Annotated in this window: 26 protein-coding genes; 21 read left to right on the plus strand and 5 right to left on the minus strand. The window is 65.5% G+C overall.

Features of this window, described 5'->3' with window-relative positions; all coding sequences use genetic code 11:
- Positions 1 to 37: 37 nt before the first annotated feature.
- The 9 genes from hpaD to ACTIEY_RS19390 all read left to right on the plus strand — a co-directional run bounded on the left by hpaD (position 38) and on the right by ACTIEY_RS19390 (position 7975).
- Positions 38 to 961, plus strand: coding sequence for a 3,4-dihydroxyphenylacetate 2,3-dioxygenase (gene hpaD / locus ACTIEY_RS19350; RefSeq protein WP_439520774.1), 924 nt, complete (start codon positions 38 to 40; stop codon positions 959 to 961).
- Positions 962 to 969: 8 nt separating this feature from the next.
- Positions 970 to 1416 carry a 5-carboxymethyl-2-hydroxymuconate isomerase gene (locus ACTIEY_RS19355; protein WP_439520775.1) on the plus strand — a complete coding sequence of 149 codons (447 nt, stop codon included), beginning with the start codon at positions 970 to 972 and terminating at the stop codon, positions 1414 to 1416.
- Positions 1417 to 1420: 4 nt separating this feature from the next.
- Positions 1421 to 2248 (plus strand): 2-oxo-hept-4-ene-1,7-dioate hydratase, encoded by an 828-nt coding sequence (hpaH, locus tag ACTIEY_RS19360; protein ID WP_439520776.1) that lies wholly within the window; start codon positions 1421 to 1423, stop codon positions 2246 to 2248.
- A gap of 11 nt (positions 2249 to 2259) precedes the next feature.
- Positions 2260 to 3087, plus strand: a complete 828-nt coding sequence (locus ACTIEY_RS19365; RefSeq protein WP_439520777.1) for an aldolase/citrate lyase family protein — start codon at positions 2260 to 2262, stop codon at positions 3085 to 3087.
- A 13-nt stretch (positions 3088 to 3100) separates the two neighbouring features.
- Positions 3101 to 3895, plus strand: a complete 795-nt coding sequence (locus ACTIEY_RS19370) for a class II aldolase/adducin family protein (protein WP_439520778.1) — start codon at positions 3101 to 3103, stop codon at positions 3893 to 3895.
- A gap of 3 nt (positions 3896 to 3898) precedes the next feature.
- Positions 3899 to 4915, plus strand: coding sequence for a 2-dehydropantoate 2-reductase (locus tag ACTIEY_RS19375; RefSeq protein WP_439520779.1), 1017 nt, complete (start codon positions 3899 to 3901; stop codon positions 4913 to 4915).
- A 40-nt stretch (positions 4916 to 4955) separates the two neighbouring features.
- On the plus strand, positions 4956 to 5771 hold the full coding sequence (locus tag ACTIEY_RS19380; RefSeq protein ID WP_439520780.1) for a helix-turn-helix transcriptional regulator: 816 nt from the start codon (positions 4956 to 4958) through the stop codon (positions 5769 to 5771).
- 84 nt (positions 5772 to 5855) lie between these two features.
- Entirely contained in the window at positions 5856 to 6941 is a 1086-nt protein-coding gene (locus ACTIEY_RS19385) for a Rieske 2Fe-2S domain-containing protein (RefSeq protein ID WP_439520781.1), read from the plus strand.
- Positions 6942 to 6958: 17 nt separating this feature from the next.
- Entirely contained in the window at positions 6959 to 7975 is a 1017-nt protein-coding gene (locus tag ACTIEY_RS19390; RefSeq protein WP_439520782.1) for a TRAP transporter substrate-binding protein, read from the plus strand.
- Here ACTIEY_RS19390 and ACTIEY_RS19395 read toward each other — a convergent pair whose 3' ends face one another.
- The 3 genes from ACTIEY_RS19395 to ACTIEY_RS19405 all read right to left on the minus strand — a co-directional run bounded on the left by ACTIEY_RS19395 (position 7976) and on the right by ACTIEY_RS19405 (position 10010).
- Positions 7976 to 8596 (minus strand): MarC family protein, encoded by a 621-nt coding sequence (locus ACTIEY_RS19395; RefSeq protein ID WP_439520783.1) that lies wholly within the window; start codon positions 8594 to 8596, stop codon positions 7976 to 7978. It lies immediately after the preceding gene.
- A 65-nt stretch (positions 8597 to 8661) separates the two neighbouring features.
- Positions 8662 to 9252: a MaoC family dehydratase gene (locus ACTIEY_RS19400; protein ID WP_439520784.1), complete on the minus strand. Its 591-nt coding sequence runs from the start codon at positions 9250 to 9252 to the stop codon at positions 8662 to 8664.
- A complete protein-coding gene (locus ACTIEY_RS19405; RefSeq protein ID WP_439520785.1) occupies positions 9252 to 10010 on the minus strand; it encodes an SDR family oxidoreductase in 759 nt (252 codons plus the stop codon). The genes ACTIEY_RS19400 and ACTIEY_RS19405 overlap by 1 nt, the downstream gene beginning before the upstream one ends.
- A gap of 88 nt (positions 10011 to 10098) precedes the next feature.
- On the opposite strand from ACTIEY_RS19405, the gene ACTIEY_RS19410 reads away from it, so the two are divergent.
- The 3 genes from ACTIEY_RS19410 to ACTIEY_RS19420 are packed head-to-tail and all read left to right on the plus strand — an operon-like array spanning position 10099 to position 12321.
- Positions 10099 to 10698 carry a 2-hydroxychromene-2-carboxylate isomerase gene (locus tag ACTIEY_RS19410; protein WP_439520786.1) on the plus strand — a complete coding sequence of 200 codons (600 nt, stop codon included), beginning with the start codon at positions 10099 to 10101 and terminating at the stop codon, positions 10696 to 10698.
- Positions 10699 to 10728: 30 nt separating this feature from the next.
- Positions 10729 to 11412 (plus strand): dienelactone hydrolase family protein, encoded by a 684-nt coding sequence (locus ACTIEY_RS19415; RefSeq protein ID WP_439520787.1) that lies wholly within the window; start codon positions 10729 to 10731, stop codon positions 11410 to 11412.
- A gap of 6 nt (positions 11413 to 11418) precedes the next feature.
- Complete coding sequence (locus ACTIEY_RS19420) at positions 11419 to 12321, plus strand: amidohydrolase family protein (protein ID WP_439520788.1); 903 nt, start codon at positions 11419 to 11421, stop codon at positions 12319 to 12321.
- A 7-nt stretch (positions 12322 to 12328) separates the two neighbouring features.
- Here the strand turns inward: ACTIEY_RS19420 and ACTIEY_RS19425 are convergent, their stop codons facing one another.
- Together ACTIEY_RS19425 and hemB are read right to left on the minus strand one after the other, a co-directional pair.
- Complete coding sequence (locus ACTIEY_RS19425; protein WP_439520789.1) at positions 12329 to 13441, minus strand: magnesium transporter CorA family protein; 1113 nt, start codon at positions 13439 to 13441, stop codon at positions 12329 to 12331.
- Positions 13442 to 13449: 8 nt separating this feature from the next.
- The gene (gene hemB, locus ACTIEY_RS19430; protein ID WP_439520790.1) at positions 13450 to 14451 is read right to left on the minus strand and encodes a porphobilinogen synthase; all 1002 of its coding nucleotides are present in this window, start codon (positions 14449 to 14451) and stop codon (positions 13450 to 13452) included.
- Between the two features lie 166 nt (positions 14452 to 14617).
- On the opposite strand from hemB, the gene ACTIEY_RS19435 reads away from it, so the two are divergent.
- The 9 genes from ACTIEY_RS19435 to fusA all read left to right on the plus strand — a co-directional run bounded on the left by ACTIEY_RS19435 (position 14618) and on the right by fusA (position 23097).
- Positions 14618 to 15745: a hypothetical protein gene (locus ACTIEY_RS19435; RefSeq protein WP_439520791.1), complete on the plus strand. Its 1128-nt coding sequence runs from the start codon at positions 14618 to 14620 to the stop codon at positions 15743 to 15745.
- Positions 15746 to 16001: 256 nt separating this feature from the next.
- On the plus strand, positions 16002 to 16430 hold the full coding sequence (locus ACTIEY_RS19440) for a CopD family protein (RefSeq protein ID WP_439520792.1): 429 nt from the start codon (positions 16002 to 16004) through the stop codon (positions 16428 to 16430).
- Positions 16430 to 17551 carry a VanZ family protein gene (locus tag ACTIEY_RS19445; RefSeq protein WP_439520793.1) on the plus strand — a complete coding sequence of 374 codons (1122 nt, stop codon included), beginning with the start codon at positions 16430 to 16432 and terminating at the stop codon, positions 17549 to 17551. The genes ACTIEY_RS19440 and ACTIEY_RS19445 overlap by 1 nt, the downstream gene beginning before the upstream one ends.
- A gap of 10 nt (positions 17552 to 17561) precedes the next feature.
- Entirely contained in the window at positions 17562 to 17900 is a 339-nt protein-coding gene (locus ACTIEY_RS19450) for a (2Fe-2S) ferredoxin domain-containing protein (RefSeq protein ID WP_439520794.1), read from the plus strand.
- Between the two features lie 21 nt (positions 17901 to 17921).
- Positions 17922 to 18545: an alpha/beta hydrolase gene (locus tag ACTIEY_RS19455; protein WP_439520795.1), complete on the plus strand. Its 624-nt coding sequence runs from the start codon at positions 17922 to 17924 to the stop codon at positions 18543 to 18545.
- Positions 18546 to 18628: 83 nt separating this feature from the next.
- Positions 18629 to 19768, plus strand: coding sequence for a D-alanyl-D-alanine carboxypeptidase family protein (locus tag ACTIEY_RS19460; protein ID WP_439520796.1), 1140 nt, complete (start codon positions 18629 to 18631; stop codon positions 19766 to 19768).
- Positions 19769 to 19895: 127 nt separating this feature from the next.
- On the plus strand, positions 19896 to 20273 hold the full coding sequence (rpsL, locus tag ACTIEY_RS19465; protein WP_068169701.1) for a 30S ribosomal protein S12: 378 nt from the start codon (positions 19896 to 19898) through the stop codon (positions 20271 to 20273).
- A gap of 155 nt (positions 20274 to 20428) precedes the next feature.
- The gene (gene rpsG / locus ACTIEY_RS19470) at positions 20429 to 20899 is read left to right on the plus strand and encodes a 30S ribosomal protein S7 (protein WP_086126948.1); all 471 of its coding nucleotides are present in this window, start codon (positions 20429 to 20431) and stop codon (positions 20897 to 20899) included.
- A gap of 95 nt (positions 20900 to 20994) precedes the next feature.
- The gene (gene fusA, locus ACTIEY_RS19475) at positions 20995 to 23097 is read left to right on the plus strand and encodes an elongation factor G (protein ID WP_439520797.1); all 2103 of its coding nucleotides are present in this window, start codon (positions 20995 to 20997) and stop codon (positions 23095 to 23097) included.
- Positions 23098 to 23260: the final 163 nt, after the last annotated feature.

Below are 23260 nucleotides of genomic sequence, written 5' to 3' on the forward strand. Positions count from 1 at the left end.
AGCCACGGAGCAACCCACCGACACCAAGGAACAAACCATGGGAAAACTAGCCCTGGTCGCCAAGATCACCCACGTCCCCTCGATGTACCTCAGCGAACTCGACGGACCACGCAAAGGCACCAGACAGGACGCCATCGACGGCCACACGGAAATCAGCCGCCGCTGCCGCGAACTCGGCGTCGACACGATCGTCGTCTTCGACACCCACTGGCTCGTCAACGCCAGCTACCACCTCAACTGCGCACCTCACTTCCAGGGAACGTACACCAGCAACGAACTGCCCCACTTCATCAGCAACATGGCCTACGAGATTCCCGGCAACCCCGAGCTCGGCCAGCTGCTCGCCAAAGTGTGCAACGAGCATGGCGTGGAAACTCTCGCTCACGGTGCCACCACCCTCGGCCCCGAATACGGCACCCTCGTGCCCATGCGCTACATGAACGCCGACCGGCACTTCAAGGCCATCTCCGTATCCGCTCTCTGCCAGTCGCACTACCTCAACGACAGCGTGCGCCTCGGCTGGGCCATGCGCAAGGCCGTCGAAGACCACTACGACGGGACGGTGGCCTTCTTCGCCAGCGGTTCCCTCAGCCACCGCTTCGCGCAGAACGGCCTCGCGCCCGAATTCGCCTTCAGGATCTGGAGCCCTTTCCTTGAAACGCTCGATCGCCGCGTCGTGCAGATGTGGGAGAACGGCGACTGGAAAGCCTTCTGCGAGATGCTGCCCGAATACGCCGCGAAAGGCCACGGCGAAGGCTTCATGCACGACACCGCCATGATGCTCGGCGCACTCGGGTGGAGCGACTACGACGGCCGCGCCGAAGTGATCACACCCTACTTCGGCGCTTCCGGCACTGGCCAGATCAACGCGGTGTTCCCGGTCACCCCGCAGACCGGTGCGGCCATTCCCGCGCCGCAAGCCTCGTCTGCGGCTGGCTACCAGGCCGTGAGCCGCCTCTGAACCCGACCATGCCCCACCTCGTCATCCTCTACACCCCCAACCTGGACCAGCCCGCTGCGCAGGGCGGTGTCGACATGGGCGCGCTGTGCCGCGAGCTCTGCGACGCGATGCTGGGGGTGCGCGACGAAACCGACCGGCAGGTGTTCCCCACTGGCGGCACACGTGTGCTCGCCTACCCGGCCGCTCACAGCGCCGTGGCCGACGGTGGCGCGGCCGGCATCGCAGCCGGCCTGGGTGACGACTATGCCTTCGTCTACATGAACGTTCGCATGGCCAAGGGGCGCAGCGCCGCAGTGCACCAGCGCGTGGGCGATGCGCTGCAGGCCGTGGTGAAGGCCCGCTTCGCCGCCCGGCTCGCCGCTCGCCCCATCGGCATCACCGTGCAGGTGGACGAAGGCCACGAAGTGTTCGACGCCAAGACCAGCTCCCTGCACCCGCTCTTCAACCGGAACTGAACCCATGCTTGACGACGCCCTCATCCAGCAACTGGCCGCCGAACTCGAGCAGTCGGCACAGACGCGCGTGCCGCTGGAGCATTTCTCCCGACGTTTCCCCGGCATGACCATCGAAGATGGTTACCGCGTCGGCAGAGCCTGGGTGGCCCTGCAGGTGGCCAGTGGCAAACAGGTCATCGGGCACAAGATCGGCCTCACCAGCCGCGCCATGCAACTCTCCAGCCAGATCGACGAACCCGACTTCGGCACCTTGCTCGACAGCATGAAGTTCATCGCGCGAGCGGGCGAAGTGCTGGAGATTCCCGCAAGCCGCTTCATCGCGCCGCGCGTGGAAGTGGAGCTGGCCTTCGTGCTCAAGGCGCCGCTCCAGGGCAAGCGCGTGACAGTGGAAGACGTGCTGGCCGCCACAGACTATGTGACGCCCGCCATCGAGATCATCGATGCACGCATCGAGCAGTTTGACCGGCACACCAAGGCCATGCGCAAGGTGTTCGACACCATCAGCGACAACGCGGCCAATGCCGGCATCGTCATCGGAGAGGGAGACGCGCGCTACCGCGCCGACCCGCGCACCACCGACCTGCCCTGGTGCGGCGCCATCCTGCGCCAGAACGGCGCGGTGGAGGAAACCGGCCTGGCAGCCGGGGTGCAAGGTCATCCGGCCATCGGTATTGCGTGGCTCGCGCACAAGCTGGCGCCCTGGGGCGAGTCGCTCCACGCGGGCCAGATCGTGCTGGCCGGGTCGTTCACGCGGCCGGTCGCGGCCAGGGCGGGTGACCTGTTCGAGGCCGACTACGGCCCGCTCGGCACCCTTCGTTTCAAGTTCGTCTGATCGCTACTTTCATGCAGACACCCGTCAACTCCTTCAAGCAGGCGCTCGCCGCCGGCCTGTCGCCCATCGGCCTGTGGGCGGCGCTCGCCAGCGCCTACAGCACCGAGCTCATCGCCGGCATCGGCTTCGACTGGCTGCTCATCGATGGCGAACACGCGCCCAACGACGTGCGCAGCACGCTCGCGCAGCTCCAGGCCGTGGCCAGCGCGCAACTCGCCTTTGGCGACCGGCGCTCGCACCCCGTGGTTCGTGTGCCGGTGGGCACGGGGGACGTCGGCGTGGCGCTGATCAAGCAGTACCTGGACATCGGCGTGCAGACGCTGCTGGTGCCCATGATCGACACGCCCGAACAGGCCGACCTGGTGGTGAAGGCCACGCGCTACGCGCCAGCCGGCATCCGCGGCATGGGCAGCGCACTGGCGAGGGCGTCGCGCTGGCAAGCACACGGGCGCTATGTGCACGAGGCCAACGCGCAGGTGTGCGTGCTCGTGCAGGCCGAGACCGTCGAAGCCATGAGGAACCTCGATGCGATCGCCGCCACGCCGGGTGTGGACGGCGTCTTCATCGGCCCGGCGGACCTGAGCGCGTCCATGGGTCATCCTGGCAACGCCGGTCACCCTGACGTGCAGGCCGCCATCTTCGACGGCATCGCCCGCATCCGCGCCGCGGGCAAGGCGCCGGGGATCCTGGCCACCACGGAGCAGCTGGCACGACAGTGGCTTGAGGCCGGCGCACAGTTCGTGGCCGTGGGCGCCGACACCATGCTGCTGGCCGCAGGCGCCACCAGCTTGCTCGCGCAGTACAAGGGCGCGGGCGACGCCGTGCGCAACACCTACTGAAGGAGATGTCTCCATGAACACCGCACTGAATCCCGCCAGCACCACGCCCGCTGGCATGCACCCGGATGAGTGGGCCGCGCGCATGGAGCTTGCCGCCTGCTACCGCGTGTTCGCCATGCTGGGCTGGACCGAGATGATCTACAACCACATCACGCTGAGGCTTCCCGCCAGCGTGTGCGGTGAAGACAAACAGTTCCTGATCAACCCGTTCGGCCTGCACTACAGCGAGGTGACGGCGCGCAACCTCGTGAAGATCAACATCAGGGGCGAGGTGCTCGATGGATCGCCGCATCCCGTGAACCCGGCGGGCTTCACCGTGCACGCCGCCATCCACGATGCGCTGGCAGGCGCGCACTGCGTCATGCACACCCACACCACCGCCGGCGTGGCCGTGGCCTGCCTGAAGGGTGGCCTGCAACAGACGAACTTCTACACCGCCCAGCTGCACGACATGGTGGCCTACCACGACTTCGAAGGCATCACCATCCACGCCGACGAAGCGCCGCGCCTGCTGCGCAGCATCGGCGACAAACCCGCCGTCATCCTGCGCAACCACGGCCTGCTGGCCTGGGGTGCCACATTGCCGCAGACGTTTGCCATTCTCTGGACGCTGCAGCGCGCCTGCGAGATCCAGATGGCCACTTTCTCCATGGGTGGCGCAGACGCGGCCATTCCCGTGCCCGAAGCCATCGCCGCGCGTTGCACACGCGACGCGCTGCAGTTCAATCCCCACCACGGCGCGGGCCGTGATGTGTTCGATGCGCTGGTCCGGCAGGTCAACCGACTCGACCGCAGTTACCTGGAGTAAACCTTGTCCGCACCCGACTTTCAACGCATCGCCATCGTCGGAGCAGGAGCCATCGGTGGCTGGCTCGGCGTGCTGCTCTCGCACACCGGCTGCCTGGTGAGCGCGCTCGCCCGCGGCGACACGCTGGCTGCCCTGCAGCGCGATGGCCTGCAGCTGCACCAGGACGGCAAGCTCATCGGTGCTCCGGTGGAGGCGTCGTCGAGCGCGGTGGCGCTTGGCGTGCAGGACCTGGTGATCGTGGCCGTGAAGGCGCCTTCCATGACCGAAGTCGCGCGCAGCATCGCTCCGCTGATCGGTCGCCACACGGTGGTGCTCACCGCCATGAATGGCGTGCCCTGGTGGTTCTTCAATGAATTTGGTGGGCCCCGATCCGGAACGCGCCTTCAGGCCGTGGACCCGGGCGGTGCAATCGACCGCGCGGTTCCCGCGCGCAATGTCGTCGGTGGCGTCGTGCACGCCAGCTGCTCGGTCGACGCTCCCGGTATCGTGCGCCACCACTTCGGCAACGGCCTCATCGTCGGCGAGCCCTCGGGCGAACGCAGCGAACGCGTGGTGGCACTGGCCGAGCTGCTGCAGCGCGCCGGCCTCAACGCCAGCATCTCCCCCCAGATCCAGAAAGACGTCTGGTACAAGCTCTGGGGCAACATGACGGTGAACCCCGTGAGCGCACTCACCGGCGCCACCACCGACCGCATCCTGGGCGACGAACTGGTCCGTGGCTTCATCAGCAGCGTCATGCTCGAGGCCAAGGCCATCGGCGCGCAGATCGGCATTCCGATCGAGCAACAGCCCGAAGACCGACACGCCGTCACGCTCAAGCTCGGCGCCTTCAAGACCTCGATGCTGCAGGACGTGCAGGCGAAGAAGCCTGTGGAGCTCGACGCCCTGGTGAGCGTGGTGCGAGAGCTCGGCCAGCTCACCGGCGTGCCCACGCCGTTCACCGATGCGCTGCTCGGCCTCTCTCGCCTGCAGGCACGGACGCTCGGGCTTTACCCCGACGCTCCTGCCCGGCAGGGTTAGCCCGCTGGTGATCAGCGGCGGGGCGCAGAAGAATCGGCCCATGCCTTCCACCTGGACCCTGGACGCCCCCACCGCCGGCCATGCGGTGCCCGCGGCCGTGGTCCAGGGCCTGCTCGAGGTGGCGAGCGCGCCCCTCAGCGCCGCCCGCCTGCTGCGTGCCATCCAGCAGGTGGTGCCAGTGCAATACCTCTCGCTCGTCGCCTTCCAGCGCCACACACCCGAACTCATCGAAGGCAGTTCGCGCGACACGCATGGCCGCGACGTCGTGGCCGAGTGCTTCGCGATCTACCGCCGCAGCTACTTCCGCAGCGACTCGGTGATGCGCATCGCCGACCGCGTGGCCGAACGTCCCGCGCGCGAAGTGGCGGTGCTGCATTGCCGCGCCGATGAATTGCCGGTGGCCGGCTGGCGCGACGACATCTACGTGCGCGAACGCCTCACCGAGCGTTTCACACTGCTGCACGCCCCGGCACCCGGCGCCGTGCAGGCCATCCACCTCTACCGCGACGATCGCCAGGGCTTCTTCCAGCCGTCTGAAATCGCGCAGCTGCTGGCGCTGGCGCCCTTGCTGCGCCAGGCGCACCACGCGTCGCTGCAGGTGGGCGCCGTGGTGACTGACCGCCAGGCGCAGGTGGCACAGGCCGAACGGCGTCTATCACGCCTGGCACCCGTGCTCTCGCCGCGCGAGCGCGCCGTCTGCGCCCGCATCGCCTGCGGCCTCAGTGCCGACGGCATCGCAGGCGATCTGGACGTGGCGCCGTCCACGGTGGTCACGCTGCGCAAGCGCGCCTACCTCAAACTGGCCGAGGCCGGATTGCCGGCACATCGCCTGGGCCTGGCGCGCTGGCTGGTCTGAAGAGACCCTGACCATCCCCCTCGAAGGGGACAAGCCCGGGTGGGCGCGCACCTAGCATGGCCCGATGAACGAAGGAGAACCACCATGTGGTTGCGAAACTGCTGGTACGTGATTGCCTGGGACCACGAGGTCCCGCCGGCCGACGCCCCGCAACTGTTCACACGCACGGTGCTGGGCGAACCGGTGCTCGTCTACCGCACGCAGGTGGGCGAGATCGTGGCGCTCGAGGATCGCTGTTGCCATCGCCATGCGCCGCTGTCCGCCGGCCGGCGCGAGGGCGACTGCGTGCGCTGCGGCTACCACGGGCTGAAATTCAATCCCCAGGGCCAGTGCGTGGAAGCGCCGGGCATCGAGATCGTGCCGGTCAAGGCCCGCGTGCGCCGCTACCCGGTGGCGGTGAAAAACAACTGGGTGTTCGTGTGGATGGGCGACGTGGCCAAGGCCGACACCGCGCTGCTGCCCGACAACTTCAGTTGCGACAGTCCGCAGTGGAAGCACAAGCCGGGCTACCTGCATTACGACACGCCCTACCTGCTGATCTGCGACAACCTGCTCGATTTCTCGCACCTGAGCTTCGTGCATGAAAAATCGCTGGGAGGCTCCACGCGCATTGCACAATCGCGTCCGCTGATCGAACCGGTGCCCGGCGCCACAGACGACTGGCCGCAGATGGGGATCAAGGTGTCGCGCCATGTGAACGACGTGCCGCCGCCGCCGTTCTACCAGCGCTTTCGGCGCTTCGAGACCAACCTGGACCGCTGGTTTGTCTATGAATTCCTGCTGCCGGGCACCCTGCTCATGCATTCCGGCGGACGGCCCACCGGCGCGGCGCCTGACTCGCCGGGGCCCTCGGTCCGGTTGCACAGTTGCCAGACGCTCACGCCCGAGACCGCCACCACCACGCATTACTTCTTCCAGCAGTCGCACCCGGTGGACGAGGGCGACGACACGGTGACCGAGAGCATCTTCAACAGCCTGGTGGGTGCCTTCAACGAAGACCGCGACATGATCACGGCGCAACACCGGAACATCCAGCTCAATCCCACGCTGCCCATGCTGCCGCTGGCCATGGACGCTGCACTCGTTCAATTCCGCCGCCTGCTCGAAACCCGTGTGCATGCAGAGCAACGCGCCACCACCGCTTCCCACCCCACGGCCGAGACGGCCTGACCACCACGGAGACCACGATGAACCGCCCTACCTATCTGCTCGCCCCGCTGGCTGCCACGCTGCTGACTGCCACAGGGCTGGCCCATGCCCAGACCGTGCTCAGCGTCTCCACCTGGCTGCCGCCTTCGCACGGCGCCACCATGGCGCAGAACCAGTGGTGCGAAGCCGTGGAGAAGGAAACCAAGGGCAGCGTGAAGTGCAATTTGCTTCCCAAGGCCGTGTCCGCACCGCCCGGCACATTCGACGCGGTGCGTGACGGCCTGGCCGACGTGTCCTTCACGGTCGACGGCTACACCCCCGGCCGCTTCATCTTCACCCAGGTGGCGGAATTCCCGTTCCTGGGCGACAGTTCCACCACCACCTCTGTGGCTTACCAGCGCATCTACGACAAGTACTTTGCGCCCATCGGCGAGCACCGGGGCGTGAAGGCACTGGCGGTGTTCACGCACGGCCCGGGCATCATCTTCACTGTCAAGCAGCCGGTCACTTCGGCGGCCGATGCGGCCAAGCTCAAGTTCCGCATCGGCGGCGGGAACATCAACGAACTCTCCAAGGCCATGGGCTGGAACACCACCTTGAAGCCCGCTACGGAATCGTTTGAACTGCTCTCCACCGGGGTGATGGATGGCACCTTCTTCCCCGACGAATCGCTGCAGTCCATGCGACTGTCGATGGTGAAATACGCCACCACTTTTCCCGGCGGTCTCTACAACACCAGCTTCGTCTTCATGATGAACGAGGCGAAGTACAAGGGACTCAAGCCCGAGGAGCGAGCCGCCATCGACAAGGTGTCGGGCGAAGCGGCAGCGCGCCTTTTCGGCGCCGGCTGGGACCGCACCGACGCAGCCTCGCGCGACATCCAGAAGCAGACCGGCGTGCAGCGCCAGATGGCCAACGACGCCTTCGTGAACGAAGTCAAGGCCAAGCAGGCCGCGCTGGAAGACAAGTGGGTGGCGGCAGCCGAAGGCCGGGGCCTGAAGAACGCTCGCGCTGTGCTGGCAGAGTTCCGCGCTGAAATTGCCAAGGTGAAGTGATCAGCCCAGCAGCGCCGGGAAGAGTTTCACCAGGCCGGTGGCCATCACCTCGACCGACAGCGCGGCCAGGATCAGACCCATCAACCGCGTCATCACGTTGATGCCGGTCTGGCCCAGGAAGCGCGCGATCGGCTCGGCGAGCGTGAAGCAGATGGCCGTGGCCACGGCGATGACCACACCGTAGCCAACCAGCGCGGCGTGCTGGAAGAGGGTCTTGGCCTGGTCCGCGTAGATCACCACGGTGGACATGGTGGCAGGACCGGTGAGCAATGGAATGGTGAGCGGCACCACGGCGATGGAGGCGCGGGCCGACGCGTCTTCCACCTCGCCTGGCGTGGTCTTCGCCTCGGCCGGCTGCGCGTTGAGCATCGACAGGGCCGAAGTCAGCAGCAGCATGCCACCGCCCACCTGGAAGCTGGCCAGCGAGATGCTGAAGAACTCCAGGATCTGCAGGCCGACGATGGCACAGGTGGCGATGACCGCGAATGCGCTGAATGCCGAAATGAGCACCGTGCGGCGCCGCTGCTTCTTCGAGAACCCCTGCGTGTAGTGGATGAAGAAGGGCACGATCGCCAGCGGGTTGACGATGGCGAGCAGGGTGATCAGCGGCTTGAAATCCATGCCGGCGATTGTGAGGGATGGCGCAAGCGCGCGGGCGATCCGGCGCCGGGCCGCCCCAAGCCGGATCAGCCCCCCTGGGGGGCAGCGACCCGCGCAGCGGCGGAGCGTGGGGGCTCTCTCAGCCTGAACATGCCGTACCCCTCCATGTGGAGAACCTTGTCGCCATGTTGGTTGTGCATCTCCCAGATCGTGCGCACCAGTCCCACGTCCGGCCGTTTGCTCATGGGCCGTTTCTCGGTGATGGTGTGCTGCAGGCGCAGCGTGTCGCCGGGGAACACCGGCTTGAGCCACTTCAGGCTTTCCAGGCCGGGCGACCCCAGGCTGGAGGTGTGCACCAGAAAGTTGGTCACCATCAGCCGCATGGCCATGGCGCAGGTGTGCCAGCCGCTGGCGCTGAGCGCGCCGAACACCGAAGCTTTAGCCGCCTCATGGTCGAGGTGGAAAGGTTGCGGGTCGAACTGGCGGGCAAAGGCCACGGTTTCTTCCTCGGTGGGCGTGATGGTGCCCAGATCGCGTGTTTCCCCGACCTGAAGGTCTTCCCACCAGATCGTGATGTCCGCGGGTGATGTTCCGCCGCCGGGCCGCCCCAAGGCGGAACCGGCCCCCTCGGGGGGCAGCGACCCGTGCAACGGTGGAGCGTGGGGGTCGTTGTTCATCAGCGTCCCCCTGACACGTCGATGAACGACATGGTGGTGTACTTCGACACATCCGACAGCAGCCACACGATGGCGTGGGCCACCTCGTCGGCGTCACCACCGCGCTTCATGGGAATCTCCGGGCTCAGGTCGCGCACCCGGTTGGGCAGGCCGCCGGAGGCGTGAATGTCCGTGTCGATCAAACCCGGGCGCACGCAGTTCACCCGGATGCCTTCGGTGGCCACCTCCTTGGCGAGGCCGATGGTGAACGTGTCGATGGCGCCCTTGGCGGCGGCGTAGTCCACGTACTGCCCGGGCGCACCCAGGCGCGCAGCGGCGCTGGAGACGTTCACGATGGAGCCACCCGTGCCGCCGTGCTGGGTGCTCATGCGCCGCACGGCTTCGCGCGCACAGACCAGCGAGCCGATCACGTTGATGTCGAACATGCGGCGCCACCGTGCCACGCTCTGCTGGTCCAGCCGCAGGGTGACGTCCACCACACCCGCGTTGTTGACCAGGCCGGTGATGTGACCGAGCTTGGCGTCGATGCGCGCAAACATGGCCAGCACCTGATCTTCGTCGGCCACGTCGGCCTGCACGCTCATGGCGTTGCCGCCGCTGGCGCGAATGTCGCGCACCACTTCATCGGCCGCCAGGGAGTTCGCGGTGTAGTTCACCGCCACCGCCCAGCCTTGCTGCGCCGCCAGCCGCGCGGTGGCCGCGCCGATGCCGCGTCCGCCGCCTGTGACCAGCAGCACCTGGCCGTTGGACTTGTCCATAACCTGTCTCCTGCAGAATGTGGCGGCATCGCGTACAACACAGGGCGCGCCAGCCAGCGCCACATTACAACAGCCCCAGGAGACCGCCATGGGTCGCACAGTCGACTATTACTTCGCTCCCCAGAGCCCGTGGACGTACCTGGGCCACGAACGCTTCGCCGCGTTGGTGCGCGAAACCGGCGCCACCGTGCGCGTGCTGCCTGCCGACCTCGGCAAGGTGTTCCCCATCTCCGGCGGCCTGCCGCTGCACAAACGGGCGCCGCAGCGCCAGGCCTACCGTCTGCTGGAGTTGCGCCGCTTCAGTGACGCGCTGGGTGTGCCGCTGAACCCCGAGCCCCGCTTCTTCCCGGTGTCGGGCGACCCCGCGGCGCGCCTCATCACGGCCGTGTCCCTGCGCGACGGGGCCGACGCCGCCATGCGCATCACCGGCGCGGTCACCGCTGCGGTGTGGGCGCAGGAGCGCGACATTGCAGACCTGTCCGTGCTCGCGGCCCTGCTGGCCCAGACCGGCCTGAACGCTTCCCGACTGGACGAATCCCTCCAGCCCGATGTGCAGACGACGTACGAACAGCAGACGCAGGCGGCCATCGATGCCGGTGTGTTCGGTGCGCCCAGCTATGTGATCGACGGCGAACTTTTCTGGGGCCAGGACCGGCTCGACTTCGTGGCCCGCCGCCTGCAGGCCTGACTTTCACCATCCACACAGGAGCAAATCCCCATGGGACAGACCACCGAACTCAAATCCGCCGACGGTTTCACCTTTCCGGCCTACATTGCCCAGCCCAGCGGCAAGCCGCGCGGCGGCCTCGTGGTGCTGCAGGAAATCTTCGGCGTGAACTCGCACATCCGCTCGGTGGCCGATGGCTATGCGGCCGACGGCTATTTCGTGGTCGCGCCAGCGACCTTCCACCGCGTCAAGCCAGGCGTCGAGGCCGGCTACACCGAGGCCGACATGAACGCCGGCTTCGCGCTCAAGACGGCCGTGGAAGAATTGCCCGCCCCCGGTGTGATGCCCGACATCCAGGCCGCGATCGACCACGCTGCGCAAGGCGGCAAGGTCGGTATCGTGGGCTACTGCTGGGGCGGTCTGCTCACCTGGCGCTCGGCCTGCGCGCTCAAGGGCCTGTCGGCGGCGGTGCCTTACTACGGCGGCGGCATGACCACGCCGGAAGAAGCGGCCCGCCAGCCCGGCGTGCCGGTGATGGCGCACTTCGGCAACAAGGACCACTGGATTCCGCTGGACACGGTGGAGGCGTTCAAGAAAGCCCACCCGGGCGTGGTCGTGCACGTGTACGAAGCCAACCATGGCTTCAATTGCGACCAGCGCGGTTCGTACAACGAAGCGGCGGCCAAGCTGGCGCGCGAGCGGACCCTGGCCTTCCTCGCCCAGCACCTGGGCTGACCTCGCATGTGGCGCGCTCTGATCACGCTCGCGGTTTCAGCCGTGTGCGCGGCTGCCTCTGCAGCCGACTACAGCGGCCCGTTGTTCGACGCCCACCTGCATTACAACGACGAAGCCTGCGTGCACGACACTCCCGCACCGGGCTGTCCCCACCCCATGGCCGATGTGCTGGAGCGCATGAAGCGCAACGGCGTGCGCGCCATCGTGGCCAACTCGCGCCCCAACGACGGCACCAAGGCCCTGGCGACGGCGCGTGACCAGACTCGCGCCGCTGGCGTGACGGTGGTGCCCTTCGTGCGCCTCTACAGAAACCGGGCGGACTACAACAACTGGTTCCTCGACCCGAGCATCGTGGTGATGGTGCAGGCCGAACTCGCGCGCGGCACGCCGGCCGGACCGTATCGGGGCCTGGGGGAGTTCCACCTCTACGACAGCGACAACGCCAACGGTTCGGTCGCGAAGCAGCTCATGGCGCTGGCGGAAGAAAAAGACCTGGCCATCCTCGCGCACGTGGACGACGCAGCCATTGACTTGCTGATGGCGAACACGCCGTCGAAGGGCCAGAAGATGCGCCTGATCTGGGCGCACACGGGGATAGGCGGCAGCCCGGTGGCGCGCGTGGATGCGTTGTTCGCGCGCTACCCGACGCTCATGGGTGAGCTGTCCTACCGTCCAGGCCTCACTTGCGGCGACGGCCAGCTCTGCCCCGAGTGGCGCGCACTGCTGCTCAAGTATCCCGATCGTTTCATGATCGGCTCGGACACCTGGGTCAACCAGCGCTGGCTGTACTACGACGACCTCATGAAGGGCTACCGCACTTGGCTAGGTGGGCTGCCGGCGGACGTGGCGCGCAAGATCGCCTGGGACAATGGCGCCGCGCTGTTCGGCGTGCCACCACCCCGACCCTGAGGGTGTTTCAGCGGCCTGTGGTGCGCACCAGGTAGCGCTTGCGCCAGAACAGCACGCCGAGCACCACGGCGGTCAGCACCATGGATCCGATGGCCCACCAGAACCCGGTCTGCTGGTGCAGCAGGGGGATGAACTGGAAATTCATGCCGAAGATGCCGGCGATCAGATTCAGCGGCAGGAAGATGGCGGTGAGGGCGGTGAGCGTGCGCATGATGTCGTTCGTGCGGTTGCTCTGCGCCGAAAAATGCATCTGCACGGCGGTCTCGGCGTTCTGCTCCAGCCGACGTACGTGGTGCACCACGCGTTCGATGTGCTCCAGCACGTCGCGTGAACGCACCTTGAGCAACTCCAGCCCTCGCTGACCCCCGATGGATTCGTTGGGCTCCCAGGTGGCGAGCGCCTCGATCCAGTCCTGGATGGCCGATCGCTGGTCTTCGCAGATCTCGTCGAGCTGGTGCAGCGAGATGCGTGCGTCCAGCAACGAACCCCAGTTGCTGAAGCGTGCCTTGGGCTGCAGCAGCTCGGTCTGCCAGTGGTCGAGCTGGCGCGTGAGTTCGCGGCGCAACGCCAGGTAGCCGTCCACCATCTGGTTCACGATGCGCAGCATCAGGTCGGCCGGGCTGGGCGGCAGGTGCACGCCCGCTGCGCGAGAGGCGGCCGTGGCGGCCGACATCAGGCGGGTGGCGTAATGTTCCAGCGCCTGGCAGCCGGCCGGGTGCACGGTGAGCAGCACGCGATCGAACACGGCAAACCCCACCGGGCTGGTGTCGATGCGGCGCAGCACCGGCGGCCCGCCGCGCTTCGTGGCCTGCGTGAGCATTTCACCCGGGTGGGCCAGGTCGGTCTCGCTGTGCCCCGCAGCCAGCCGCCGGAACACCAGGATGTCGTACTGCGAGGTGTAGTCGTAGTGCGAGGGCAACTGGTTGTTGAGCAGGTCTGAGATGTGCAGGTCCACCAGCGTCATGCCACACAGCACCTGCAGCGTGGACTGCACCGCTCCCTGCTCCAGTTCGAACTCGCGCCGGCCGCAGGCGATCCACACGTAGCCCTTGTCGGGCAGCACCATCGGCAGGGTGGCGGACTCGCTGACCGAACCCGGCAGGATGTGGAAGATGCGCATGGGCAGCCTCAGCGGCGCAGCAGCCGGGCGGCGTCGCGGGCGAAGTAGGTCAGGATGCCGTCGGCGCCCGCGCGCTTGAACGCCAGCAGACTCTCCATCATCACGGCGTCGTGATCCAGCCAGCCGTTCTGCGCGGCGGCCTTGAGCATGGCGTACTCGCCGCTCACCTGATAGGCGAAGGTGGGAACCGCAAATTCGTCCTTCACGCGGCGCACGATGTCCAGGTAGGGCATGCCGGGCTTGACCATCACCATGTCGGCGCCTTCGGCGAGATCCAGCGCCACTTCCCTCAAGGCCTCGTTCGTGTTGCCGGGGTCCATCTGGTAGACCTTCTTGTCGGCCTTGCCCAGGTTGGCGGCCGATCCCACCGCGTCGCGGAAGGGGCCATAGAAGGCGCTGGCGTACTTGGCGCTGTAGGCCATGATGCGCGTGTGCACGAAGCCACCCGCCTCGAGCGCGTCGCGGATGGCGCCGATGCGCCCGTCCATCATGTCGCTGGGCGCCACGATGTCGACGCCCGCCTGCGCCTGCGTGATCGCCTGCTGCGTGAGGATCTTCACCGTGGGGTCATTGAGGATGTAGTTGTGCTCGTCGAGCAGGCCGTCCTGCCCGTGGCTGGTGTAGGGATCCAGGGCCACGTCGGTCATCACGCCGAGCTGCGGAAAACGCCGCTTGAGTTCACCCACCACCCGGGGCACCAGGCCGTCGGGATTCAGGGCCTCCTGACCATCCGGCGTTTTCAGGCCCTGGTCGATCACCGGGAACAGCGCCATCACGGGAATGCCGAGCGCCACGCAGTCCTCGGCCACCGGCAGCAACAAGTCAAGGCTGAGCCGTTCCACACCCGGCATCGAGCCCACGGCTTCCCGCCGTCCCTGGCCATCCAGCACGAACACCGGATAGATCAGGTCTGCCGGGTGCAGGCGGTGCTCACGCACCAGTTCACGGGTGAAGGCATCGCGGCGCAGGCGCCGCGGACGGTTCTGGGGGTAGGGGGCTGGTGGGTGCATGGCGCTATTTTGAACCGCTGGAAAAAAGGGGGCTGTGTGGCGAACTCCACAGTAAGAAGAAAATACTGCTACCGGTTCGTGTGCTGACGCGCCCGCAGGGTGATATTTTCCAGTCATCGCCAACGCTTTCCACCCCCGCGTCGTGCCGCACACGAGCCCTTCAGCCATGTTGACCACCAAGAAATCCAGCGCATCTGCCACCAAGGCCCCACAGCCCGCTGGAGAACGCGAGGCCGAAGGCTGGACACTGGAAGCCCATTGGCCCACGCTGCTGTCGGGGCTTGCGGACGAGGTCACCGAAGGCGTGAGCGCGCTGCAGAACAGCATCGACCTGCTCTTGCAGAAGGGCCACATCAGCAAACTCGAGCACCGCGCGTTGAGCATCCCCAGCGAGCGCATCAAGAGCGCAGGACTCAGCGCCCAGCAGATCCACCGTTTCCACGGTGGGCGCATCCGGCAGTCGCACGAGAAAGTGAACATGGCCACGTTGCTGGAGGATGTGCTCCAGGAACGCAAGCAGGAACTGGCGATCCTGGGCGTGGAATTGCGCCGCAAGCTCAAGCCGGTCGAGGTGCTGGTGGATCCCACGGTGGCCTACGCTTTCGTCAACGCGGTGCTGAACTGGAGCCTGCCGTTCGGCAATCGCATCGACGTGCGCATGGACCTCAATCACTGGCCGGAACATGCGCGGTTTCAGGTGCGCGTGTCCAACGACGGTTCCCCGCCTTCCAGCCATCCGGCCGCCGACAGCGTGAGCTGGATGCTGGTGCGACAGATCGCTCTCGCGTCAGGCGGCATCGACATCGAACGCACGGTGAGCGAAGAGGGGGTGAACTTCACGGCGATGTTCAACCGCACGGTGCAGGCCGTCGACGGCATCTCGGCGGTGGACCTGTCGGACGATCACTCGTCCATGTTCAAGTCGCTTTCTGGCGTGTATGTGCTGACCATTTCGCCCACATTGCAGATTCGCGCAGACGTGCGCGACGCGCTGCGCGAGATCGGCATCGTGTCCGACAGCGTGGTCGACTTCAGGCAGGCCAGCGAAGCCATTCGCCGCCGCATGCCCAATCTGATCATCGTGGACTCCGAGATCAAGGACCACGAATTCGATGTTTTCCGCCGCGAACTGCTGCGTGAGGTGTACGAGTTCCCGTTTGTTGAAATTTCGCCCGACGACAGCTCGTTCGACATGTCCGGCTTCGGCGAATTCTCCATGGCCAAGGTGGGCCGCGGCAACATTCGCGAAGCCTTGGGCACCGCGGTGATGTTTGAGCTCGCGAAAATGATGTAGGCCTTTTCTGCTACTGCAAAAACGCAACTCGATCAATGTCAGATCTGACAGGTTCCTTGGGTTCTCAAAAGTTTTCGTGTACCATTTCTGCGGGTTGTCGCAAGACGACTCCCCGCTTTTCCTCCCTGAGCGGGTGCCTTAGTGTGTGACAGCAAAAAGGCTTCCTGACCCGGCCCTTCAAGGCCGGGTTTTTTTTTGGCCGATCGGTTTTCTGCGCAGTGCCGCGTACCCCGGATGCGGGGGCTACACTGCCGCGATGCTCTGGGTCAAATCCTTTCACATCGTCTTCGTGGCCAGCTGGTTTGCCGGGCTCTTCTACCTGCCCCGCATCTTCGTGAACCTGGCCATGGTGCCCCCGGAAAGCGTTGCCGAGCGTGAGCGCTTGCTGCTCATGGCGCGAAAGCTCATGCGCTTCACCCACATCCTGGCTGTGCCGGCGCTGGTGCTGGGCCTGTGGTTGTGGCTGGGCTATGGCATTGGCAGAGGGCCGGGCAACGGCTGGATGCACGCCAAGCTGCTCGCGGTGTTGCTGGTTCTGGGATACCACCATGCCTGCAGCCGGCTGCTGCGTGGCTTCGAACTGGGCAGCCAGCGCCGCAGCCACGTCTGGTACCGCTGGTTCAACGAAGCGCCCGTGATCCTGCTGGTGGTGGTGGTGGTGCTTGTGGTCGTCAAGCCCTTCTGATGTCGGGCTCCGGCGCCTTGAAGACCCGCTCCTCCGCCTGGCCCCTGGCGTTGCTGTTCGCCGCGTTGGTGGTGTATGCGAGCCTTTACCCCTTCTCCGGCTGGCGCGTGCAGGGCGTGTCGCCATTCGCCTACCTGCTGGCACCCCTGCCACAGTACTGGACCGGATTTGATGTCGCTTCCAACCTGGTGGGCTACGCGCCACTGGGCTTTCTGCTCGCGCTGGCCATGTGGCGCAAGGGCTGGGGACCCTGGACATGGACCGTGGCGCTGGGCGTGCCCGTGCTCCTCTCGCTGGCGGTGGAGACCGCTCAGACCTACCTGCCCATGCGGGTGCCGTCCAACGTCGACCTGGCGCTGAATTCGGCGGGTGCCCTGATCGGTGCCGTGGCCGCCGTCGTGCTGGAGCGGCTGGGTGTGTTGCACCGGTGGAGCCGGTTCCGCGAGAACTGGTTCGAACCCACGGCGCATGGCAGCATCGTGCTGCTCGCCTTGTGGCCTGTTGCGCTGTTGTACCCGCTGTCCGTGCCCTTCGGGCTGGGGCAGGTCTGGGACCGGCTCGAAGCGGGGCTGGTGGAGGTGCTTGACGAGACGCCCTTCCTGGCGTGGGTTCCTGTCCGGCTCGAACTGCCGCAGCCGCTGAGCCCGTTGTCCGAAGCGTTCTGCATCGCCTTGTGTCTGCTCGCGCCGCTGCTCATGGGCATGGCGGAAATGCGGTCGGTGGCGCGCAGGGCGGTGTTCCTGCTGATGCTGTTCCTGTGTGCAGCGGGCGCAGCGGGCCTCTCGGCCGCGCTCACCTATGGCCCGAGGCACGCCTGGGCCTGGATGAACGCCCAGGCCGAGCTGGGCATGGGGCTGGCGCTGGCGCTGGGCGTGATGGCAATGTGGATGTCACGGCGGTTGTGCCACGTGTTGATGCTGTTGTGTCTGGCGGTTTCGCTCACGCTGCTCAACAGTGCGTCCGACAGCCCGTATTTCGCGCAGTCTCTTGAAGTGTGGGAGCAAGGGCGGTTCATCCGCTTCCATGGGCTCTCCCAATGGCTCGGCTGGTTGTGGCCGTTTGCCGCGCTGTGGTTCGGGTTGCGCGCCGTCGCAAGACCTCCGCGCGAGCGTGCGGCCTAGAATCCCCTGGATGAGCGACAACACCTCCTACTACGAACGGCACATCTTCTTCTGCCTGAACCAGCGCGCCAATGGCGAAGCCTGCTGCGCGGACCACAAGGCGCAGGCGGCCTTCGACCGATGCAAATCCCAGGCGAAGGCGCACGGCTTGCTGGGCGTGGGCAAGGTTCGAGTCAACAAGGCTGGCTGCCTCGACCGCTGTGCCGGCGGGCCCATTGCCGTGGTCTACCCTGAAGCGGTGTGGTACAGCTATGTCGACCAGGATGACATCGACGAGATCGTGCAGTCGCATCTGCGTGATGGGATCGTGGTCGAGCGACTGGTGACCCCGCCCGACGTGGGACGTTGACGGGCCTGGCCTTTCCTCATCATGAATGCACAGACCGAAAGCCTGCTGATGGCCGGCCCGGCAGGCCAGGTGGAAGTGGCCATCGACCGGCCTGCGGGCTCGTCGCGGGGCACAGCGGTGATCGCCCATCCGCATCCGCTGCATGGCGGGACGCTCACCAACAAGGTGGTTCAGACGCTGGCGCGCGCCAGCGTGCTCGACGGGTGGACCGCAGTGCGGTTCAACTTCCGCGGCGTGGGACGCAGCGAAGGCCGCTTCGACGAGGGTCGGGGCGAACTCGACGACCTGCTGGCTGTGGTCGATGCACAGGCGTCCGATGGGCCGCTGTGTCTGGCCGGATTCTCTTTTGGTGCTTTTGTGGCCACTCACGCAGTGGCACGCCTGCATGCCGTCAGGGACCTCCAGCGCGTGGTGCTGGTCGGCACGGCCGCCAGCCGTTTCGATGCGGCACCGATTCCCGCGGAACTCCAGGGCCGAACGTTGGTCGTTCATGGCGAGCAGGACGACACCGTGCCGCTGGCGGCCGTGATGGACTGGGCAAGGCCCCAGGTGCTGCCGGTGCTGGTGGTGCCCGGTGGCGGGCATTTCTTTCATGGCCAGTTGCCGCTGCTGCGCGAACTGGTCTTGCGTCACCTGCGTGCCTGACAGCGCTGCAGGACTTACTTCCGATTTTTGAGGACCAGATTTTGTTGCGCCGTTTCTTCTCACGATTGTTGATGTGTGGCTTCATGACGGGCGCCGTGCTGCCTGCGGTGGCCCAGATGCCCGTGGCGCCCGAGGTGGCTGCGCGTGCCTACCTGTTGCTGGACGTGACCTCCGGGCAGGTGCTGGCCGCCAAGGAGGCCGACCAGCCGGTCGAGCCTGCCTCGCTGACCAAACTCATGACCGCCTACATCGTCTTTGACGCGCTCAAGTCCGGCAAGATCAGTCTCACGCAGACGTTTGGCGTGAGCGAACGCGCCTGGAAGATGCCGGGATCGCGCATGTTCATCGACCCGAAGATGCAGGTGCCGGTCGAAGACCTCATCAAGGGGATGATCGTGCAATCCGGCAACGACGCCACCGTCGCGCTGGCCGAAGGGGTCGCCGGATCGGTCGAACGGTTCGTGCAACTCATGAATGAGCAGGGCAAGGTGCTGGGGCTCAAGGGCACCAGCTACCGGAACCCAGAGGGGCTGACCGAAGCCGGCCACACCACCACTGCGCGCGATCTGGCGACCCTGGCCACGCGGCTGATGTCCGACTTTCCCCAGTACGTCCCCTACTACGCCATCCAGCGCTACCGCTACCCCGGCACGCCCGCCACCAACGACACGAACCGCAACCTGCTGCTGTTTCGCGACCCGAGCGTGGATGGCCTGAAGACCGGGCACACGAACGCCGCCGGCTATTGCCTCGTCGCTACGGCGCGTCGACAGGTGCCTGGCCTCGGCGAGGGCGCGCAGGGCCAGCGGCGCCTGCTCAGTGTGGTTCTCGGAGCCACCAGCGAGAACGCCCGGGCCGCCGAAAGCCAGAAATTGCTGAACTGGGGCTACACCGCGTTCGAAGCGGTGCGCCTGTTCCCCGCCGGCACGCCGGTGGCCACGCCGCGCATCTGGAAGGGCCAGGCCGAGCAGGTCAAACTCGGGCGGCCTGAAGGCGTGGTGGTTTCAGTGCCGACAGGCGAGGGCGCCAAGCTGAAATCCGAAGTCATCCGGCCCGAGCCTCTGGTGGCGCCGCTCACCAAGGGTCAGGCGGTCGGCTCGCTGAAGGTCACCATGGCCAGCGGTGCCACCGTTGCCGAGATCCCCCTCACCGTCATGGACACGGTGGAGGAAAGCGGCGTTTTTGGCCGCGCCTGGGACGCCATTCGCCTCTGGATCCAGTAAGGGCACGCCTGGCTGCGTCGGGCGCCATTGTCAGAAAACGGAGCGCGTGCTACATTAGCGGGCTTTTCGGGTTCCTCCGAAGAGATTTCCGTTTTCGCTTTTTTCAAACGTTTAGGGACGTTTTTCAATGCCAACCATCAACCAACTCGTGCGCCACGGCCGGGAGGTCGAAAAGACCAAATCCAAGAGCCCGGCCATGGAGAACTCTCCGCAGCGTCGCGGTGTGTGCACCCGTGTGTACACCACGACTCCCAAGAAGCCCAACTCCGCTCTGCGCAAGGTCGCCAAGGTGCGCCTGACGAACGGCTTCGAAGTCATCTCCTACATCGGCGGCGAAGGCCACAACCTCCAGGAACACAGCGTCGTGCTGGTGCGCGGTGGTCGTGTCAAGGATCTGCCCGGTGTGCGTTACCACATCGTGCGCGGTTCGCTCGACCTGCAGGGCGTGAAAGACCGCAAGCAGTCGCGCTCCAAGTACGGCGCGAAGCGTCCCAAGAAGGCCTGATCGGCCTGGTTTCCCGGGGTTTGTGCCACCAGGCAGGTGGTCCAGACGCCAAGGCCCACAACACGGAATCGTCCGTGCGGGTCAAGTAAGTGAGGGTCGCATGGCTCTCGCGGTGTCTCAAAAGACGCCAACTGAAGCAATATTGAGGTGAAGAAATGCCACGTCGTCGCGAAGTCCCTAAACGTGAAATCCTGCCGGACCCCAAGTTCGGCAATGTCGAGCTCTCCAAGTTCATGAACGTGATCATGGAAGGCGGCAAGAAGGCCGTTGCCGAACGCATCATCTATGGTGCGCTCGAGCAGATCGAGAAGAAGACCGGCAAGGATCCGGTGGAAACCTTCTCGGTGGCCATCAACAACGTCAAGCCCATGGTGGAAGTGAAATCCCGCCGAGTGGGTGGCGCCAACTACCAGGTCCCGGTGGAAGTCCGGCCGGTGCGCCGTCTGGCGCTGTCCATGCGCTGGATCAAGGAAGCCGCCCGCAAGCGCAGCGAGAAGTCCATGGCCCTGCGCCTGGCCAACGAGCTGATCGAGGCCACCGAAGGTCGTGGCGGCGCCATGAAGCGCCGTGACGAAGTGCACCGCATGGCCGAAGCCAACAAGGCGTTCAGCCACTTCCGCTTCTGATCCGGGGCATCGCCCCCATCTGAGAGCATCCAGAACCGAGAGCCCGCGTTCCCTGATACAGGGTGGCGGGCTCGATCCCTTTTCGGAGTATTTCCATGTCCCGCACCACGCCCCTTGAGCGTTATCGCAACATCGGTATTTCCGCGCACATCGATGCCGGCAAGACCACCACCACGGAACGCATCCTGTTCTATACCGGTGTGAACCACAAGATCGGCGAAGTCCATGATGGCGCGGCCACCATGGACTGGATGGAGCAGGAGCAGGAGCGCGGCATCACGATCACGTCCGCTGCCACCACCTGCTTCTGGAAGGGCATGGACCTGTCCTACCCCGAGCACCGCTTCAACATCATCGACACCCCCGGCCACGTGGATTTCACCATCGAGGTGGAGCGTTCCATGCGCGTGCTGGACGGCGCCTGCATGGTGTACTGCGCCGTGGGTGGCGTGCAGCCCCAGTCGGAAACCGTCTGGCGCCAGGCCAACAAGTACAAGGTGCCGCGCCTCGCTTTCGTCAACAAGATGGACCGCACGGGCGCCAACTTCTTCAAGGTCTACGACCAGATGAAGCTGCGCCTGAAGGCCAACCCGGTGGCGATCGTGATCCCGATCGGCGCTGAAGAAAACTTCACCGGCGTGGTCGACCTCATCAAGATGAAGGCGATCATCTGGGACGAGGCCTCGCAGGGCATGAAGTTCGAGTTCAAGGAAATCCCCGCCGAACTGCAGGCGCAAGCCGAAGAATGGCGCGAGAAGATGCTCGAGGCCGCGGCCGAGTCCAGCGAAGAGCTGATGAACAAGTACCTTGAGGAAGGCGACCTGACGGAAGCTGAAATCAAGCAGGGCATCCGCACGCGCACGCTTGCCACCGAAATCCAGCCCATGCTGTGCGGCACCGCCTTCAAGAACAAGGGTGTGCAGCGCATGCTCGACGCCGTGATCGACTTTTTGCCCTCTCCCGTGGACATTCCGCCCGTGGGTGGCACGGACGACAATGAAGAGCCGACGTCGCGCAAGGCCGCAGACGACGAAAAGCTGTCCGCACTGGCGTTCAAGCTGATGACCGACCCGTATGTCGGCCAGCTCACGTTCGTGCGTGTGTACTCGGGTGTGCTCAAGAAGGGCGACTCGGTCTTCAACCCTGTCAAGGGCAAGAAGGAACGCATCGGCCGTATCGTTCAGATGCACGCCAACAATCGCCTGGAAGTCGAAGAAATTCGCGCCGGCGACATCGCTGCCTGCGTGGGCCTGAAGGACGTGACCACGGGTGAGACCCTGTGCGATCCAGATGCGATCATCATGCTCGAACGCATGGTCTTCCCTGAACCCGTGATTGCACAGGCCGTGGAGCCCAAGACCAAGGCCGACCAGGAGAAGATGGGCATTGCACTGCAACGCCTGGCCTCTGAAGATCCGTCATTCCGCGTCAAGACCGACGAGGAATCCGGCCAGACCATCATCTCCGGCATGGGCGAACTGCACCTGGAAATCATCGTTGACCGCATGAAGCGGGAATTCGGTGTGGAAGCCAACGTGGGCAAGCCGCAAGTGGCTTACCGCGAAACCATCCGCAAGGAAGTGGCCGAAGCCGAAGGCAAGTTCGTGCGCCAGTCGGGCGGCAAGGGCCAGTACGGCCACGTGGTGTTCAAGATCGAACCCAACGAAGCCGGCAAGGGTTTCGAGTTCGTGGATGCGATCAAGGGCGGCGTGGTTCCGCGCGAGTACATCCCTGCGGTGGAGAAGGGCGTGATTGAAGCCCTGAATGCCGGCGTGCTCGCAGGCTTCCCGGTGGTTGACGTCAAGGTGACGCTGCACTTCGGTTCGTACCACGATGTGGACTCGTCCGAAATGGCGTTCAAAATGGCCGCCATCTTCGGTTTCAAGGAAGGTTGCAAGAAGGCCAGTCCGGTCATCCTGGAACCCATGATGGCCGTGGAAGTGGAAACGCCTGAGGACTATGCCGGTAACGTGATGGGCGATCTGTCCAGCCGTCGCGGCATGGTGCAGGGCATGGAAGACATGGTGGGCGGCGGCAAGGCCATCAAGGCCGAAGTGCCCCTGTCGGAAATGTTCGGCTACTCGACCACGCTGCGCTCGATGTCGCAAGGTCGTGCCACGTACACCATGGAGTTCAAGCACTACTCCGAGGCGCCGCGCAACGTGTCCGAGGCCATCGTGGCCGCGCGTGCCAAGTAATTGATTCAGCCGGTCTGCGACCACGCGCCGCCCTGTCCCCGTGCGGGGCGATCCAGCAGTGTGGTGCAGACCTTAAACCGTGACACGGGTTTGTTCTTTAGGAATTAGAAATGGCAAAAGAGAAATTTGAGCGGACCAAGCCGCACGTGAACGTGGGCACGAT

It is taken from the genome of Hydrogenophaga sp., from assembly GCF_051858985.1.
GTDB lineage: Bacteria > Pseudomonadota > Gammaproteobacteria > Burkholderiales > Burkholderiaceae_C > Hydrogenophaga.